16 protein-coding genes and 1 other annotated feature are annotated in these 16569 nt (G+C 35.5%); all 16 genes read left to right on the top strand.

Annotated features, from left to right (window positions below; genetic code table 11):
* Window positions 1-23: 23 nt before the first annotated feature.
* The 16 genes from ftsZ to ACTSKG_RS06475 all read left to right on the top strand — a co-directional run bounded on the left by ftsZ (window position 24) and on the right by ACTSKG_RS06475 (window position 16568).
* Window positions 24-1178: a cell division protein FtsZ gene (ftsZ, locus tag ACTSKG_RS06550; protein ID WP_464757332.1), complete on the top strand. Its 1155-nt coding sequence runs from the start codon at window positions 24-26 to the stop codon at window positions 1176-1178.
* A gap of 964 nt (window positions 1179-2142) precedes the next feature.
* Window positions 2143-2985 (top strand): sigma-E processing peptidase SpoIIGA, encoded by an 843-nt coding sequence (locus ACTSKG_RS06545; RefSeq protein WP_464757331.1) that lies wholly within the window; start codon window positions 2143-2145, stop codon window positions 2983-2985.
* Window positions 2985-3692 carry an RNA polymerase sporulation sigma factor SigE gene (gene sigE / locus ACTSKG_RS06540; protein ID WP_464757330.1) on the top strand — a complete coding sequence of 236 codons (708 nt, stop codon included), beginning with the start codon at window positions 2985-2987 and terminating at the stop codon, window positions 3690-3692. The genes ACTSKG_RS06545 and sigE overlap by 1 nt, the downstream gene beginning before the upstream one ends.
* Before the next feature lie 90 nt (window positions 3693-3782).
* Window positions 3783-4571, top strand: coding sequence for an RNA polymerase sporulation sigma factor SigG (gene sigG / locus ACTSKG_RS06535; protein WP_464757329.1), 789 nt, complete (start codon window positions 3783-3785; stop codon window positions 4569-4571).
* A gap of 84 nt (window positions 4572-4655) precedes the next feature.
* Window positions 4656-4901 (top strand): YlmC/YmxH family sporulation protein, encoded by a 246-nt coding sequence (locus ACTSKG_RS06530; RefSeq protein WP_464757328.1) that lies wholly within the window; start codon window positions 4656-4658, stop codon window positions 4899-4901.
* A gap of 70 nt (window positions 4902-4971) precedes the next feature.
* The gene (locus ACTSKG_RS06525; protein ID WP_464757327.1) at window positions 4972-5664 is read left to right on the top strand and encodes a YggS family pyridoxal phosphate-dependent enzyme; all 693 of its coding nucleotides are present in this window, start codon (window positions 4972-4974) and stop codon (window positions 5662-5664) included.
* On the top strand, window positions 5661-6140 hold the full coding sequence (locus ACTSKG_RS06520) for a cell division protein SepF (RefSeq protein ID WP_464757326.1): 480 nt from the start codon (window positions 5661-5663) through the stop codon (window positions 6138-6140). Before ACTSKG_RS06525 ends, ACTSKG_RS06520 begins: the two co-directional genes overlap by 4 nt.
* Window positions 6141-6159: 19 nt before the next feature.
* Complete coding sequence (locus ACTSKG_RS06515; protein ID WP_464757325.1) at window positions 6160-6423, top strand: YggT family protein; 264 nt, start codon at window positions 6160-6162, stop codon at window positions 6421-6423.
* Between the two features lie 48 nt (window positions 6424-6471).
* Window positions 6472-7263 carry a YlmH family RNA-binding protein gene (locus ACTSKG_RS06510; RefSeq protein WP_464757324.1) on the top strand — a complete coding sequence of 264 codons (792 nt, stop codon included), beginning with the start codon at window positions 6472-6474 and terminating at the stop codon, window positions 7261-7263.
* Window positions 7264-7360: 97 nt separating this feature from the next.
* Complete coding sequence (locus ACTSKG_RS06505) at window positions 7361-7870, top strand: DivIVA domain-containing protein (RefSeq protein ID WP_464757323.1); 510 nt, start codon at window positions 7361-7363, stop codon at window positions 7868-7870.
* Window positions 7871-7921: 51 nt separating this feature from the next.
* Window positions 7922-8144 (top strand) — a binding site (T-box leader).
* Between the two features lie 156 nt (window positions 8145-8300).
* Window positions 8301-11063, top strand: coding sequence for an isoleucine--tRNA ligase (ileS, locus tag ACTSKG_RS06500; protein WP_464757322.1), 2763 nt, complete (start codon window positions 8301-8303; stop codon window positions 11061-11063).
* A 998-nt stretch (window positions 11064-12061) separates the two neighbouring features.
* The gene (lspA, locus tag ACTSKG_RS06495) at window positions 12062-12538 is read left to right on the top strand and encodes a signal peptidase II (protein ID WP_464757321.1); all 477 of its coding nucleotides are present in this window, start codon (window positions 12062-12064) and stop codon (window positions 12536-12538) included.
* The gene (locus ACTSKG_RS06490; protein ID WP_464757320.1) at window positions 12538-13464 is read left to right on the top strand and encodes an RluA family pseudouridine synthase; all 927 of its coding nucleotides are present in this window, start codon (window positions 12538-12540) and stop codon (window positions 13462-13464) included. Before lspA ends, ACTSKG_RS06490 begins: the two co-directional genes overlap by 1 nt.
* A 197-nt stretch (window positions 13465-13661) precedes the next feature.
* Entirely contained in the window at window positions 13662-14201 is a 540-nt protein-coding gene (pyrR, locus tag ACTSKG_RS06485; RefSeq protein WP_464757319.1) for a bifunctional pyr operon transcriptional regulator/uracil phosphoribosyltransferase PyrR, read from the top strand.
* Window positions 14202-14231: 30 nt separating this feature from the next.
* Window positions 14232-15533, top strand: coding sequence for a solute carrier family 23 protein (locus tag ACTSKG_RS06480; RefSeq protein ID WP_464757318.1), 1302 nt, complete (start codon window positions 14232-14234; stop codon window positions 15531-15533).
* Window positions 15534-15689: 156 nt separating this feature from the next.
* On the top strand, window positions 15690-16568 hold the full coding sequence (locus tag ACTSKG_RS06475) for an aspartate carbamoyltransferase catalytic subunit (RefSeq protein ID WP_464757317.1): 879 nt from the start codon (window positions 15690-15692) through the stop codon (window positions 16566-16568).
* Window position 16569 lies beyond the last annotated feature (1 nt).

The following is a 16569-nucleotide window of genomic DNA, read 5'->3' as shown; positions in this document are numbered from 1 at the left end:
GAAAGAATATAGGAGGCAATAGCATGCTAGAATTTGAAACGAACGAAGACCAACTAGCCATCATTAAAGTTATTGGAGTTGGTGGCGGCGGAAATAACGCAGTAAATCGGATGATCGAACATGGAGTTCAAGGCGTGGATTTTATTGCAGTTAATACAGATGCTCAGGCACTTAATATGTCTAAAGCTGAAGTAAAGCTTCAAATAGGGGGAAAACTAACTAGAGGACTGGGAGCAGGTGCAAATCCAGAGGTTGGTAAAAAAGCAGCAGAGGAAAGCAAAGAACAAATCGAAGAAGCTTTAAGAGGCGCTGATATGGTTTTCGTTACTGCTGGTATGGGCGGTGGAACAGGAACAGGAGCAGCTCCTGTTATAGCACAAATTGCCCGTGATATTGGTGCACTTACAGTTGGGGTTGTAACACGTCCATTTACATTCGAGGGTCGCAAACGTTCAACACAAGCAATTGGTGGTATTGGAATGATGAAGGAAGCTGTAGATACACTTATTGTTATTCCAAACGATCGTCTTCTTGAAATTGTTGACAAAAATACACCAATGCTCGAAGCATTTAGAGAAGCAGATAATGTGCTACGTCAAGGGGTTCAAGGTATTTCAGATCTAATCGCAGTACCTGGACTTATCAACTTAGACTTTGCTGACGTAAAAACAATTATGTCAAACAAAGGTGCTGCACTTATGGGTATCGGAATCTCTGGTGGAGATAATCGCGCTGCAGAAGCCGCGAAAAAAGCAATTTCAAGTCCACTACTAGAAACATCGATTGATGGTGCTACAGGTGTACTTATGAATATTACAGGTGGTTCAAATTTAAGTTTATTTGAAGTTCAAGAAGCAGCAGATATCGTTGCATCCGCTTCAGATGAAGAAGTAAACATGATTTTTGGTTCCGTTATAAACGATAATTTAAAAGATGAAATTATTGTTACCGTAATTGCTACGGGTTTTAATGAAGAAGTAATCACCCAAAGTAAACCAAGAAACGCTGGTTTTGGAGCAGCAAGAGCACAACAAGCAGCTACAACTCCAGTACGGGAGCAACGAAAAGAAGAACAACAACCGATCCATCAAGAACGACCAGCTTCACATACACATCATCAACAAGAGGATGCATTAGATATTCCAACTTTCTTAAGAAATCGTCAAAGAAGAAACTAATACTTTTAGAAAGCAATCACCAATTAGGTGGTTGCTTTTTTTTTTATCTAGTGAACAGGTAGAATTCCTCTGCAGGAGCAAAAAGATATGTGCTCCTGCGCAAGCTCATCGTAAAAATTAATTTCGCTGCGCACGACACCTGGTCTTGATTTGAATGCTAGGCCCCTTAAGAGTCTCCGCCTTTCACTCCATCAACTAAAGGTAAACTTTTTTGTAGGAATAGCTCGTGAAGATGTCACGCGTTCATTGTGATGGCTCATCTGTCTCACTGGAGTCGCTACCTTTCACTCCGATCCATTAAGTGAGTAGTGACTAACAAGGAGATTTATCTCATCTATCACTAAGAGGATAGAATTAGTCTAATCCGAATAAGAGATGCTATTGCTTTTAAAAATTTTTGTGGAATTTTGTGTATCTGGATAAAATTTAGTTCTCTAACTAATGTTCAAAAGATCTAAATGTAATCTATCTAAGCAATTATAATTAAATCCATACATTCTAGTTAATGGAGCGTAGGAGGCGACTTCTGTGGGAATAGCAGATATTCCTGCACCTAAAGCGAAGCGGCCCCGCAGGAAGGCATGAGAGGGAAGGAAGGCTAAAGACGCCTCTTCCCTGAGGAAACGCCTTCATGACCAACATCCTGTTGACCTAGGAGACTGAAGCAATGCCTGCGAAAAGCGTCCACTGTAGCGGATAGTAATGGCATTCACATGCTTCACATCTTAAAAGGATCGAGCGTTTTTCTAGGCTTTTCTTATAGAAGTAAAAAACACAAATTCTTCTAAGCACTCACTAAAGAGGAAAATAGGATTATGAACTAATCAAGGGGGCTATTTATCATTAGAGATCCAAAATAAGTAACCTCATGCAATTAATGTCGTAAAAAAAGAATCAATTGGTCTGCTCATTTGACAATTTTCTTACAAAACGCATGTTACGATTTAAACAAAGGAGGGAAGCTATGTACGCAGAAGTAATGATTGCAACCAATACTTTTTTTAATTATACCATGTTAGAATTTGCAAACAGAATTGGCTGGATTGAAAACAAAAGAAGATATTTGTTTCTTGCCTCTTTGGTTGCAGGAATTTTAACTGTTACATTTTCCAACTATTTCATTACTGTTTTTTTATCATTCTTTTTAATGATTGGAATTGCATTTTGGCATAAAAGAACGCAAATCATTAAAGCCATTTCGTTAACATTGCTAGCAAGTCTTTTTGCTGGAGGATTATTAACTGCAATTTCATCTTTCTATCGTAATAGTAGCTATCTCTTTATGTTGATCAATTTTGCTTTAATTGTTACTGGAGGCTTGTATCTATTAACAAAACATTTATTGAATATTAATATTGCTCAAACGGAAAGAGGGTTATTGTATTCTTCTAGTGTCACATTATTCGGCAAAGCAAAAGAACTTACTCTTTTTATTGACTCAGGTAATGTTTGCAAAGAGCCACTTTCTAATGACCCAGTTCATTTTGTGGCTGCTGAAGTGTTACAGGAGATTCTTCCCGAATCTTTGTTTCGAGCAATTAGCAAATGGGAATTTGATCGAAAAGTTGGTTTGGATAATCTACCAAAAGAGTTCGTAACCAAATTAAGATTAATACCAATTGCAACGATTCAACAAGAAAAAACGTGGGTAATTGGGATAAAATACGAGAATTGGAAAGTAGACGGACAGGATTTGCCCAAAGGATATATTGTTATGACAAAGCTACGTGATAAATTTCCACATGGAGTTGAAGGGATATTACATAGCTCAGCATATTACCATCTAAAGAAAAGGAGTTTAGGATGATGATATTAAAATTTTTTCGTAGAATTTATTTTTGGTTCCTCTCTTTAAGAAGAAGTGGAGTACATTATATCGGCGGTAATGAATCACTCCCTAAACCATTATCCAGAGATGAAGAGAGAGAAATGCTTCTTGCTTTTATGGATGGAAATGAATATGCGAGAGATGTATTAATTGAGCGAAATTTAAGACTTGTAGTGTATATTGCAAGGAGATTTGACCAAACAAATACAAATATCGAAGATTTAATAAGTATTGGTTCAATCGGTCTTATTAAGGCAGTAGAGACATTTAATTTGGATAAGGGTATAAAACTTGCAACATATGCTTCAAGATGTATTGAAAACGAGATTTTAATGCATTTACGCAAAACGAACCGAATGAAATCAGAAGTCTCTTTTGATGAACCATTAAATTCTGATTCAGATGGTAATGAACTGCTCTTGTCAGATATTTTAGGGACAAGTGAAGATTTAATTATTGAAGATGTAGAAAAGAAATTAGAACGACAACATGTTTTCGAAGCCATTAATTTACTTGGTAATCGAGAAAAGTATATTATGCAATGTCGTTTTGGACTGAATGGAAAGGAAGAAATGACTCAAAAAGAAGTGGCAGATCATTTAGGAATATCACAATCGTATATTTCTCGTTTAGAGAAAAAAATAATTTTAGATTTAAAAGAGCTGTTAAATGAACCAATTGCCTGATGGGTGAAATTGGATGCCGCTCCTTCCGAATAAAGTTCAACCTACCGGACAAACTGATTAAGAACAATTAAAAAGTCCGGAGGAAGATCTATGACGAGAACAAAAGTAGAATTATGCGGCATTGATACATCTAAGCTTCCTTTACTTTCCCACGAACAAATGAAGGCACTCTTTATCCGTTTACAAGCAGGAGAAAATGCAGTAAAAGATGAACTGGTTATGTGTAATCTACGATTAGTATTAAGTCTTGTTCAACGATTTGCATATCGTGGTGAACAAGCAGATGACTTATTTCAAGTTGGGTGTATAGGGCTTATCAAGTCAATTGAAAACTTCGATTTAAAGCATAATGTTCGGTTTTCAACATATGCTGTTCCTATGATAATTGGTGAAATAAAAAGGCATTTAAGAGACCACCATTCCGTACGAGTTTCTAGATCATTAAGAGATATTGCATATAAAGCGATGAAAGCAAAAGAACAATATATTAACGAACATTTGCAAGAACCGACTTTGGAAGATCTCTCCAAAGTATTAGAAATACCAGTGGAAGATATATTGTTGTCATTAGATGCAATACAAGACCCCGTTTCCCTACAAGAACCAATTTTCAGCGATGGGGGAGATGCTATCTATATGATGGACCAATTATGTGATAATGATGTATCGGAAGAGCAATGGGTTACTTATTTTACAGTGAAAGAAACTTTTCAAAAATTAGATAACAGGCAAAAGAAGATTTTGACAAAACGCATTTACTATGGTGCTACACAAACAGAAATTGCGATGGACCTAGGATTATCACAAGCACAAATATCGAGACTTGAAAAAAGTGCTCTATCAATTATTCAAGGACAGTTGAACCCAAAAGAATCTTAATACTAGTATTTCGCTTTTTCTTAAAAGAAAAAGCGTTTTTTTTTGTATTTTTTATTCATATAATAAGAAAAAGGGGGAGTTGGGTTGAAATTTTCTGATGCACAACAAAAAGAAGTTATTGAAGCGAATAGTGGTCAATTACTGGGATATATAGTTGATGCGGAAATTGATAAAGATACTGGTTTCATCCTATCGTTCATAGTAGAAGCACAAGGAACATATCCAAATTTTTTTAACAAGAAGAACGAAACGAAAAAAATTGCTGTTCAAAATATATCGATAATTGGTAAAGATGTAATAATTGTCTCAAAAAATATGTTACTAGATTGATTCATAATTGATAAAACGCTATTTCATTGATACAATAAACAAAAACAATTGATGAAAAGTTGGTTTTTACATGACAAATGTTCAACAAAATTTAGAAAAGATAATTGATAATATGAAAACTGCTAGTTTACGTGGGAATCGTAACCTTTCAGAGGTGACTATTATTGCTGTTACGAAAGAAGTTTCTGTAGAAAGAACGGAACAGGTAATTCAAGCTGGAGTGAAACATCTAGGTGAGAATCGTCCTGAAGGACTAAAAAATAAATTAGATGCCATTAAAGAAAATGTCAAATGGCATTACATAGGAACACTGCAAACAAGAAAAGTAAAATCGGTCATTAATAATATAGATTTTTTACATTCATTAGATCGAATAAGTTTAGCGGAGGAAATAGAAAAAAGAGCGACGTCGGTTAAGGAATGCTTTGTACAAGTGAATGTAGCTGAAGAAGAATCCAAACATGGATTAGCCATAGATGATGTAGAATCTTTTATAAAAGAACTAGAAAGTTATTCACGAATACGAGTTATAGGTTTAATGACAATGGCTCCAAATACTGAGGATGAGTCAGTTATTAGAAAGGTCTTTCATAACTTAAGACAACTACAGGAGAAAATTTCAAAACAAAGCTTAGCACATGCACCTTGTACGGAATTATCAATGGGTATGTCAGGTGACTATGAGATTGCAATAGAAGAAGGCGCAACATATGTTAGAATAGGTACAGCTTTAGTCGGTAAAGAGAGGGAGGATACTAAATGAGCATGAAAGACTGGATGAAAAATTTCTTTTACTTGGAAGAAGATGAAGAAAATTCAACAGATCAGCAACTAAGAACTCAACAACAGAAGCCAGTGGAAAGTAATATAAAACAGCAGCCGGTTAGACCCTCCACTAAAGAAAGAAAATATAATACAGCACCTAAAGAAACAGCTGCATCTAATCTTGTAAGTATTCAAAATGTACAAAAGTCATCTAAAGTGATTCTAATCGAACCAAGAGTATATGCAGAAGCTCAAGATATCTCCGAACATTTAAAAAGTAAAAAGGCTGTTATTGTAAATTTACAACGCATTGATAAAGAACAAGGAATAAGAATCATCGACTTTTTAAGTGGGACAGTGTACGCTTTAGGAGGAGACATACAGCGGATAGGTACGGATATATTCCTTTGTGCACCAGATTCTGTAGAAGTTGCTGGAGCAATATCGGATTATTATTATAACGACCTAGATTGAAAGAGGAGTAAATATTATCATGATCTTAGTATTAATCTTGTTAAGTAAACTTGTACAATATTATACCTATGCATTATTCATCTACATATTCATGTCATGGGTACCAAGTATTCAACAATCAAGTTTTGGACGTTTGTTAGGAAGAATATGCGAACCATATTTAGAACCATTTAGAAAGATTATTCCTCCAATCGGTATGATTGATATTTCTCCAATTGTTGCAATTTTTGTATTAAATATTGCACTTAAAGGAATAATATCATTAGCAAACTACTTTTTATAAACCTCACTTCTGTGAGGTTTTTTACTATCTTCGAGAGGGAATATTATAATGGAAAATGTATTACAGCATTTTAGAAAAGAAGAGCAGCCATTCATAGAACAAGTTGTGAATATTATGCGTGAAGTAGAGGATCGATATGCTCCGAAGTTAACTGATTTTTTAGATCCTAGGCAGCAATTTATTGTAGACTCTATAAGAAGACAATATGGAGATATAGAATCTGTTTCAGATGGTGCATTGGAGGATGTAGAGCGAAAGAGAGTTCTTTTATATCCAACCTACTATGTACCTACCAATGATGATTTTGCTATGACCGTTGTAGAAGTTCATTACCCTAATAAGTTTGTTACCTTACGTCATAAGGATGTATTAGGTTCAATGATGTCATTAGGAATTGATCGCAGTAAATTTGGGGATATTCGTGTCGAAGACGGTGCAATTCAATTTGTTGTTGCAACGGAAGTAATAGATTATGTGCGAGCAAATTTTGTTGGTATTGGAAAAGTAAAAGTTCATATTGAAATTGTGGAGGATCGATTAAAATATTTTCAGCAGCATGAGGAATGGACATCTGAATCTTTAATAGTAAGTTCCTTAAGATTAGACACAGTTATTTCAGCAGTCTTTAATATTTCTCGCCAGAAATCTTCAGCTCTCATACAAAGTGGTAAAGTAAAAGTGAACTGGTCTGAAAAAGATCAAATTTCCATGGAGCTTCAAGAATCAGATTTAATCTCTATTAGAGGGTTAGGAAGAGTAAAAATATTAATGATTGAAGGTAGGACAAAAAAAGACAAAATTAGACTACAAATAGGTCGATTAGAACAAAAAATTAAATAATCAATAAATATGTTCGAATTTTGATGTATTCGCTAGCTCCTAAATGTATAATAGAAAATAAGAATGCTAGGAAACTACAGTAAAGGAGATGGAATATATGCCATTAACACCACTTGATATACATAACAAGGAATTCAGTAAAGGTTTCAGAGGATACAATGAGGATGAAGTAAATGAATTCTTAGATCAAATTATGAAGGACCTTGAAATTCTATTAAAAGAAAAAAAAGAACTAGAAACAAAACTTAAATCATCAAGCGAAAGAGTTGGGCATTTTACATCGATTGAAGAAACTTTACATAAATCTATTGTTGTCGCACAAGAAGCTGCAGAGGAAGTACGCCGCAACTCACAAAAAGAAGCTAAGCTAATTGTAAAAGAAGCAGAAAAAAACGCGGACCGAATTGTGAACGAAGCACTTACAAAAGCAAGAAGGATAGCTCTTGAAATTGAAGAACTGAAAAAACAATCTAAAGTTTTCAGGAATCGTTTCAAAATGCTTGTCGAAGCACAATTAGACTTGATTAATACCGATGACTGGAATCATTTAATGGAATATGATGTGGATACAACAGAAATAGATCGCATTTCTATCACAGAGGACTAATACATTCTTGACTGATGCACATACTTTTCCTATAATAATTTCATATCATATAATTATGCGTTGAAAAAGACGTCTAAATGAGTTTTAGAAATAGCGACTTGAGGATGGTGAAAGCTCAAGCAATGAAACTTTTTAGATTATCACTTTGGAGCAAAGACACTGAACTTAAAGGTAAGTGTTTTCGGTTTATGTCCCGTTATGGCATACTAAGCGGCGATTTTTTTGTAAATCGCAAGTAGGGTGGTACCGCGAGCAATAACTTCTCGTCCCTTTTTGGGATGAGGAGTTTTTTTATTTGTTTCAAGTAGAAACAATTAATTGAGAAAATTAATGCTTGCACTTTAAGCAAATGTTTTCTGCCTATCTGAACAAAGTGACTCGGAAGCAAGAAACCAAGGCGATTTTGATTAAATTAAGGAGGAATTATTAAATGGAGTACAAAGACACGTTATTAATGCCAAAAACAGATTTCCCAATGCGTGGAAATTTACCAGTGAAAGAATTAGATGTTCAAGAAAAATGGAATGAAATGGACATATATAGAAAAGTACAGGAAAGAACAGCAGGTCGTCCATTCTTCGTATTACATGATGGCCCTCCCTATGCAAACGGTGATCTGCACATGGGACACGCACTAAACAAAGTATTAAAAGATATGATTGTTCGTTATAAATCAATGAGTGGTTTCAATGCCCCTTATGTTCCTGGCTGGGATACACATGGTTTACCAATTGAACAAGCACTTACTAATAAAGGAGTAAAGCGCAAAGAAATGTCTTTAGCAGAGTTCAGAAAGCTTTGTGAAGAATATGCGTATGAACAAATTAATAACCAACGCTCTCAATTTAAGCGTCTAGGAGTGCGAGGAGATTGGGAGAATCCATATGTAACCCTTACTCCAGCTTTTGAATCTCGTCAAATCGAGGTTTTCGGTGCAATGGCGAAAAAAGGATATATATATAAAGGTCTAAAACCGGTTTATTGGTCACCTTCAAGTGAATCTGCACTAGCGGAAGCAGAAATTGAGTACCAAGACAAAAAGTCACCATCTATCTATGTTAGCTTTGCTATAACAGAGGGAAAAGGTGTTCTTGAAGAGGGTACTAAAATTATTATTTGGACGACAACTCCTTGGACAATTCCAGCTAACTTGGCTATCTCATTGCATCCAGCAGTAGAATATGCTGTAGTTAGTGCAAAAGATTCTAAATTTGTGGTGGCAAAAGATTTAGTAGAATCTGTAGCTACAGAGCTTGGTTGGGAAGAATATTCGATAGAACGTACTGTAGTCGGGAAAGATATGGATCGACTTGTTGCCAAACATCCTTTATATGATCGAGATTCGCTTGTAATACTTGGAGAGCATGTTACAACTGAATCAGGGACAGGATGTGTTCACACAGCTCCTGGACATGGGGAAGATGACTTCTACGTTGGTAAAGCTTATGGACTAGATGTACTATGTCCAGTAGATGATCGTGGTGTTATGACTTCAGAAGCACCAGGATTCGAAGGATTATTCTATGATACAGCAAACAAAGCAATCACTGAAGCACTTGATGAAGTAGGGGCTCTTGAAAAACTTACATTCTTTACACATTCATATCCTCATGATTGGCGTACAAAAAAACCAGTTATTTATCGTGCAACTGCACAATGGTTTGCATCAATTGAATCATTTAGAGATGAGTTATTACAAGCAATCCGTGATACATCCTTCACACCTGCTTGGGGTGAGACTAGACTTTATAACATGATTCGCGATCGTGGAGACTGGTGTATTTCTCGTCAGCGTGTATGGGGAGTTCCTATTCCAGTATTTTACGCGGAGGATGGGGAACCAATCCTGACAGAAGAAACAATTTCTCATGTATCAAAGTTATTCCGTGAACATGGCTCTAATATTTGGTTCCAAAAAGAAGCAAAAGAATTATTACCAGAAGGATTTACACATCCTAGAAGTCCGAATGGTATCTTTACGAAGGAAACTGATATTATGGACGTTTGGTTTGATTCTGGTTCAACACATCAAGGTGTGTTAGAAGAACGTGATGATTTAGTTTTCCCAGCAGATTTGTATTTAGAAGGATCTGACCAATATCGTGGTTGGTTTAACTCTTCTTTAATCACAAGCACTGCAATGTTTGGGCATGCTCCGTACAAAGGTTTATTAAGCCATGGATTTACGTTAGATGGAAATGGACGTAAAATGAGTAAATCACTTGGAAACGTAATCGTACCTGCCAAAGTGATCAACCAACTTGGAGCAGATATCGTTCGATTATGGGTTGCTTCTGTAGATTATACTGCTGACGTTCGTGTATCAGATGCTATATTTAAACAAGTATCGGAAGTTTATCGTAAAATTCGTAATACATTCCGATTCTTACACGGTAATGTTAGTGATTTCCATCCTGTTAATGACCGTGTAGAATTTAAAGATCTTCGTGAAGTAGATCAATATTTATACATGAAATTACAAGAAGTTATTAAAACAGTAGAAGCAGCATATGAGCGTTATGATTTTGCGAGCGTTTATCATACAGTTAATAACTTTGTATCAAGCGAGTTAAGTTCATTCTATTTAGATATTGCAAAAGACGTTGTCTATATTTATGGTCAAGATCATACAGATCGTCGTGCAATGCAAACGGTAATGTATGATACACTTCTCGCTTTATTGAAACTAATGACGCCAATTTTACCTCATACAACAGATGAACTATGGGCTTATTTAGATAATGAAACGGAAGAAAGCATTCAATTGACAGATATGCCAGAAGTTGTTGAATATCCAGAATTCGATGCATTAGCTGCGAAATGGGATAAAATAATGGAATTACGCGATGATGTGTTGAAAGCACTTGAGGAAGCCCGAAATGCTAAAACAATCGGTAAATCTTTAGAAGCGAAAGTAACGTTGTTTGTAAAAGATGAATTTAAGCCGTTGTTTGACACAGATACAATTGATTTTGCTCAATTATTCATTGTATCTCAATTTACACTTGGTGGTGTTAAACAAGATGCACCTGAAAATTGTTTAGCTCTTGAAAATGCATCAGTATTAATTGAAAAAGCTAACGGAGAGAAATGTGAGCGTTGCTGGACAATTTCTGAAACAGTTGGAGCGAATGAAAAACATCCAACATTATGTACTCGTTGTGCGGATGTAATAGAAAAACATTATATCTAATGTAATGAATGTGGTCCGAATTTAGTAGGACCACATTTTTTGTTCAATAAAGTATATGAATTTTCATGAAAAAAACAGGTTGATTTCCGCTGCATGCGGACGCTTCATTAGAGGGAAAGAACCGAGGCACTTTCGTAGCTCCTGCAGTTACTCGTCACAGAAATTAATTTCGCTACGCAACAGCCAGGTTCTTGATTTGCTTGCTAATCCCCTAGGAGTCGCTAAATAAAAAGTTCAATAATAAAAGACATGTCGAAATAATAAACTGGTTCTATAAACGCTTTTTAAGTGAAGATAAAATTGTTAGGCGCTTATGGACTTACTTTAGGTGCTTATAACGACTTTTTAGGTGGAGATAGGTTTTATAGGTGCTTATGGGCTTACTTTAGGTGCTGATAGAACCTGGTTAGGTGCTTATAACGACTTTTTAGGTGGAGACAGGTTTTATAGGTGCTTATGGGCTTACTTTAGGTGCTGATAGAACCTGGTTAGGTGCTTATAACGACTATTTTAGGTGGAGACAGGTTTTATAGGTGCTTATGTACTTACTTTAGGTGCTGATGGGCCCAGGTTAGGTGCTTATAACGACTTTTTAGGTGGAAATAGGTTTTATAGGTGCTTAAAAGTAATGCCTTTCATTTCACTGTCCAAAGTAAATATAAATTAGTTTGTTTTTGAATGGTTAGGATATTATCTTTCATTATCCAAACCAAAAGCACCATGTCTTCACAAATTCCAAGATGGTGAGGGACAAACATCCGCCACAAGATTACCGAAAAAATGGCTCGTGAAGTGACGCAGTCACTTCACGAGCCAAATTACTACGGTCATAGTGTAGCGGAGGGTTAGTCCAAAGCACTCTAGATATAGAGAAGACAAGATGCACTTAAAGGGCGCTTGTGCTTTTCTAATTTAGGATGAATTTTATGTTGCTTTTTTACTTGTGGTTACTATATGTGGTAAACTAGTTTAGATTATGTTAAATCGGGGGAACTATTGTGTGGAAATTTTATGGACTTGCTGCATTTGTTATAGCGCTTGATCAGTGGACAAAATGGCTCATTGTAAAAAATATGGTTTATGGAGAACGAATCTCTATATTAGATCCTTATTTTGAATTACTTTCTCATCGAAATCGTGGTGCCGCATGGGGAATGTTACAAGGACAAATGGGTTTATTTACAATAATTACGATTATCGTAATTATTGCAATCATTTATTATTTTCATAAAGAAGCTAAAGGAAAGCCAATGTTTCAAGTTGGTTTAATGTTGTTATTAGGTGGAGCGATTGGGAATTTTATCGATCGTATTTGGAGAAACGAAGTAGTTGATTTCGTCCATGTGTTAATACCAATTATTAATTATGATTTCCCTATTTTTAATATTGCTGATGCATCATTAACAATAGGTGTTGTAATTATCATATTATTCATTTTAAAAGAAGAACGAGCTGGAAAGAAAAAGGTGAAGTAATGGAAGAATTTACATTTATAATAGAAAAAGAACAAGCAAAAGAGCGTATTGATAAAGCGATTGCATCTTATGAAACAGAATGGTCACGTACACAGATTCAAAACTTTATAAAAGAAGGACATGTACTCGTAAATAACGAAGTAGCCAAATCAAATTATAAAGTGAAGGTAGGCGACGTTATTGTTGTTGCTCCTCCTGAAGCAATTGAGCTTGATATTGTTGCTGAAAACTTAAATTTAGAAATTGTGTATGAAGATGAAGATGTGCTTGTCGTTTATAAGCCACGTGGAATGGTTGTTCATCCAGCACCAGGACATATTAGTGGAACGCTTGTGAATGGCCTAATGTATCAAATAAAAGATTTATCAGGTATCAATGGAGTTATGCGTCCTGGGATTGTACACAGGATTGATAAAGATACAACCGGATTATTAATGGTTGCGAAAAATGACATAGCTCATGTTTCATTAGTTGATCAATTAGTGAAGAAAACAGTTACCCGTAAATATATTGCACTCGTACATGGTCGTATTCCCCATGATAAAGGGACAATTGATGCTCCTATAGGTCGAGATAAAAAGGAACGACAAAGTATGGCAGTAGTAGACAACGGTAAACATGCTGTTACACATTTTCGAGTATTAGAACGTTTTGATAAATTTACATTGGTCGAGTGCCAATTAGAAACTGGAAGAACACATCAAATTCGTGTGCATATGAAGTATATTGGTTATCCTCTAGCAGGAGATCCAAAGTATGGACCTAAGAAGACAATCGATTTTAATGGTCAAGTTTTACATGCTGGCTTACTAGGATTTATTCAACCTAAAACTGGCGAATATTTAGAGTTTTCTTATCCAATTCCAGAGGATTTCTCAAATTTAATACAAGATTTAAGAAAACAATCATTGATTAAAGAAGATTAATGCTTTATACTAATTTCAAGTGAATAGTTTCACCTTTAATAACGGTCCAGAGAGGCTGAGAAGGTACATGTGAAAGTGATTAACACTATAGGTCTGCGGATTTTATTGTGTAATTACTATAATTTATTGCGCACATACAACCTCTTGGGCATCTCTGCTCGAGAGGTTTTTTATTTTGTCAATATAGGAGGAGAACAATGGCGGAGAAAGCTAGTATTTTAGATGAACAATCAATTAATAGAGCACTAACACGAATTGCACATGAAATAATTGAACGTAATAAAGGAATTGAGGAATGTATTTTAGTTGGTATAAAAACTAGAGGTGCTTTTTTAGCAGAGAGATTAGCGAAGAAAATTGAAATTATAGAAGGTAAAGCTATTAAAACGGGAGAACTTGATATTACGCTATATAGAGATGATTTATCTCTAAAAAATGATTCAAATGAGCCACTCGTTCAACAAGTAGATATTACGCATGATGTAACAAATAAAAAAGTTATTTTAGTAGATGATGTGTTATACACGGGGAGAACGGTTCGCGCAGCTATGGATGCTGTTATGGATTTAGGAAGGCCAGCTCAAATTCAACTTGCTGTTTTAATAGACAGAGGACACCGAGAGTTGCCGATAAGAGCAGATTATGTTGGAAAAAATATTCCAACATCTAGCAATGAACGTATTGTTGTAAAAGTAATAGAAATAGATGAAATGGACGCAGTAACAATTTTTGAATAAGAAGTCTTTTGGAGAAGGTAGGTATAATCCATGTCAAATACAGTTTTAGATGTTAATGAAAAGCCATCAGGTGGACAACTGATCACGTTAAGTTTTCAACATATGTTCGCCATGTTCGGCTCGACAATATTAGTACCACAGCTCGTTGGATTAAGTCCTGCAATTGCTTTACTAACAAGCGGTATAGCAACAATAATCTTCTTAATAGTAACTAAATTTCAAGTTCCAGCATATTTAGGTTCATCATTCGCATTTATCACACCGATTATTATTGCGACGAATGGTAAGACTGATCCAGGAAATGCAATGATCGGTGCAATGTTCGTCGGGTTAGTATACGGTATTGTATCCCTTATAATTTGGAAGAGTGGTTACAAGTGGATTATGAAGTTACTGCCTGCTATCGTGGTGGGACCGGTAATTATGGTAATTGGTCTAGGTCTTGCAGGTGTAGCGGTTGATATGGCAATGAACATTCCCATTGAAGGTACAGATTTAAAAGAATATAGTTTCTTACATTTTTCAGCGGCTCTTGTAACATTGTTTACAGCAATTTTTTGTACAATTTATTTTAAAAATATATTAAGTACTATGCCGATTTTAATCGGTTTAGTAGTTGGATATATTTACTCCATTATAATTGGGATTGTTAATTTTGAACCCATTAGAGAAGCAAAAATGTTCGCATTACCAGATTTCTTGATACCTGGTATACATTATGAATTTATAGTTACTCCTAAAATTCTACTGGTTATGGTGCCAATTGTCATCGTAACGATTTCAGAGCATATTGGTCATCAGCTTGTCTTAGGTAAAGTGGTTAATCGTGATTATATTAAAGAACCTGGGTTACATAGATCATTACTCGGTGATGGCCTAGGTACATTAGTAAGTTCATTGCTCGGTGGTCCGCCGAAAACGACATACGGGGAAAATATAGGTGTGCTTGCGATTACACGTGTTTATAGTGTGTATGTCATTATGGGTGCAGCAGTGATAGCTATTTTATTATCGTTCTTTGGAAAGGCTATGGCTGTCATTGCCACGATTCCAACAGCAGTTCTTGGTGGAGTATCCATTTTGCTATTTGGAATAATCGCAGCAAGTGGTTTACGCATGTTAGTGGAAGCGAATGTAGACTTTGGAAATAGTCGAAATCTAGTTATTGCATCCGTCATCTTAGTAATCGGAATCGGAGGAGCAAAGTTTGTTGTTTCTGAATCATTAAGTATCGAGGGAATGGCTTTAGCCGCGATCATTGGGGTTATATTAAACTTAGTATTACCAGGTAGAAAAGATGAACAAATAGCAGGTATGGATCAAATTGAATAAATGACCTTTTAAATAGTTGTCCAGAGAGTCAACGAAAGGTTCGGCTAGATGAGTAATGGTACTTAGAAAAGTAACCTTTACTTGTGCATGCAAAAAACGGACCTTTTCGAGACTTATCGATAAGGTCCATTTTTTTGCTGAAAGAGGGGGATATAGATGAAAAACTTAGTATCAATGAAAAATTTATCTGTAGAACAAATAATGGCTATTTTAAAACAAGCACAATTATTCCAAGAAGGTGCGAGTTCGCAATTAAAACAAAATTATACAATGGCGAATATGTTTTTTGAACCTAGCACACGAACGAAAATGAGCTTTGAAATGGCAGAAAGAAAGTTAAATTTAAATGTACTCCCCTTCGAATCAGGATTTTCAAGTACATTAAAAGGCGAAACACTATATGACACCGTAAAAGTTTTAGAATCAATCGGAATAGATGCATTAGTAATAAGACATGAACAAAATAATTATTTTGAATCACTGATTGGAAAAGTAAAACCAGCCATCATTAATGGCGGTGACGGAACAGGAAATCATCCAACTCAAAGCCTACTTGATATTTATACAATATGGCAAGAGTTTGGAACGTTAGAAAACATAGTAATAAGTATTGTTGGCGATATTGGACATAGTCGTGTTGCTAGATCCAACGCTGACGCACTTACAAGACTTGGAGCGAAAGTACATTTTGTATGTCCTCCTAAATGGCAAGGTGAGTTTGAAGCAAAAAACGACTTTGATGAAGTAATTAATACGAGTGATGTCATTATGATGTTAAGAGTTCAACATGAAAGACATCATGGAATATCTAACTTCTCGAAGGCAGAATATCACACGACCTTTGGATTAACCGAAGAAAGAGAAAAAAGAATGAAGGTAAATGCTATTATCATGCATCCAGGTCCTTTTAATAGAGACGTTGAAATTGCTAGCGAATTAATAGAATGCGATCGTTCTAGAATTCTTAAGCAAATGGAAAATGGCGTTTACATTCGTATGGCAATCATTGAAATGATTTTGAAAGGGAGAGAATAGA

This window comes from Psychrobacillus syltrankelensis (assembly GCF_055454035.1).
Note: the sequence above shows the minus strand (reverse complement) of the source record. Positions and strands in the feature narration are given on the sequence as shown.

Excerpts from the sequence above, each read along its gene's own strand:
- ACTSKG_RS06525 (WP_464757327.1), top strand. The coding sequence starts at position 4,972 with ATGACAAATGTTCAACAAAATTTAGAAAAGATAATTGATAATATGAAA.
- ACTSKG_RS06475 (WP_464757317.1), top strand. The coding sequence starts at position 15,690 with ATGAAAAACTTAGTATCAATGAAAAATTTATCTGTAGAACAAATAATG.
- ACTSKG_RS06510 (WP_464757324.1), top strand. The coding sequence starts at position 6,472 with ATGGAAAATGTATTACAGCATTTTAGAAAAGAAGAGCAGCCATTCATA.
- pyrR (WP_464757319.1), top strand. The coding sequence starts at position 13,662 with ATGGCGGAGAAAGCTAGTATTTTAGATGAACAATCAATTAATAGAGCA.
- ACTSKG_RS06505 (WP_464757323.1), top strand. The coding sequence starts at position 7,361 with ATGCCATTAACACCACTTGATATACATAACAAGGAATTCAGTAAAGGT.
- sigE (WP_464757330.1), top strand. The coding sequence starts at position 2,985 with ATGATATTAAAATTTTTTCGTAGAATTTATTTTTGGTTCCTCTCTTTA.
- ACTSKG_RS06520 (WP_464757326.1), top strand. The coding sequence starts at position 5,661 with ATGAGCATGAAAGACTGGATGAAAAATTTCTTTTACTTGGAAGAAGAT.
- ACTSKG_RS06480 (WP_464757318.1), top strand. The coding sequence starts at position 14,232 with ATGTCAAATACAGTTTTAGATGTTAATGAAAAGCCATCAGGTGGACAA.
- ACTSKG_RS06490 (WP_464757320.1), top strand. The coding sequence starts at position 12,538 with ATGGAAGAATTTACATTTATAATAGAAAAAGAACAAGCAAAAGAGCGT.
- ACTSKG_RS06545 (WP_464757331.1), top strand. The coding sequence starts at position 2,143 with ATGTACGCAGAAGTAATGATTGCAACCAATACTTTTTTTAATTATACC.
- sigG (WP_464757329.1), top strand. The coding sequence starts at position 3,783 with ATGACGAGAACAAAAGTAGAATTATGCGGCATTGATACATCTAAGCTT.
- ftsZ (WP_464757332.1), top strand. The coding sequence starts at position 24 with ATGCTAGAATTTGAAACGAACGAAGACCAACTAGCCATCATTAAAGTT.
- ACTSKG_RS06515 (WP_464757325.1), top strand. The coding sequence starts at position 6,160 with ATGATCTTAGTATTAATCTTGTTAAGTAAACTTGTACAATATTATACC.
- ileS (WP_464757322.1), top strand. The coding sequence starts at position 8,301 with ATGGAGTACAAAGACACGTTATTAATGCCAAAAACAGATTTCCCAATG.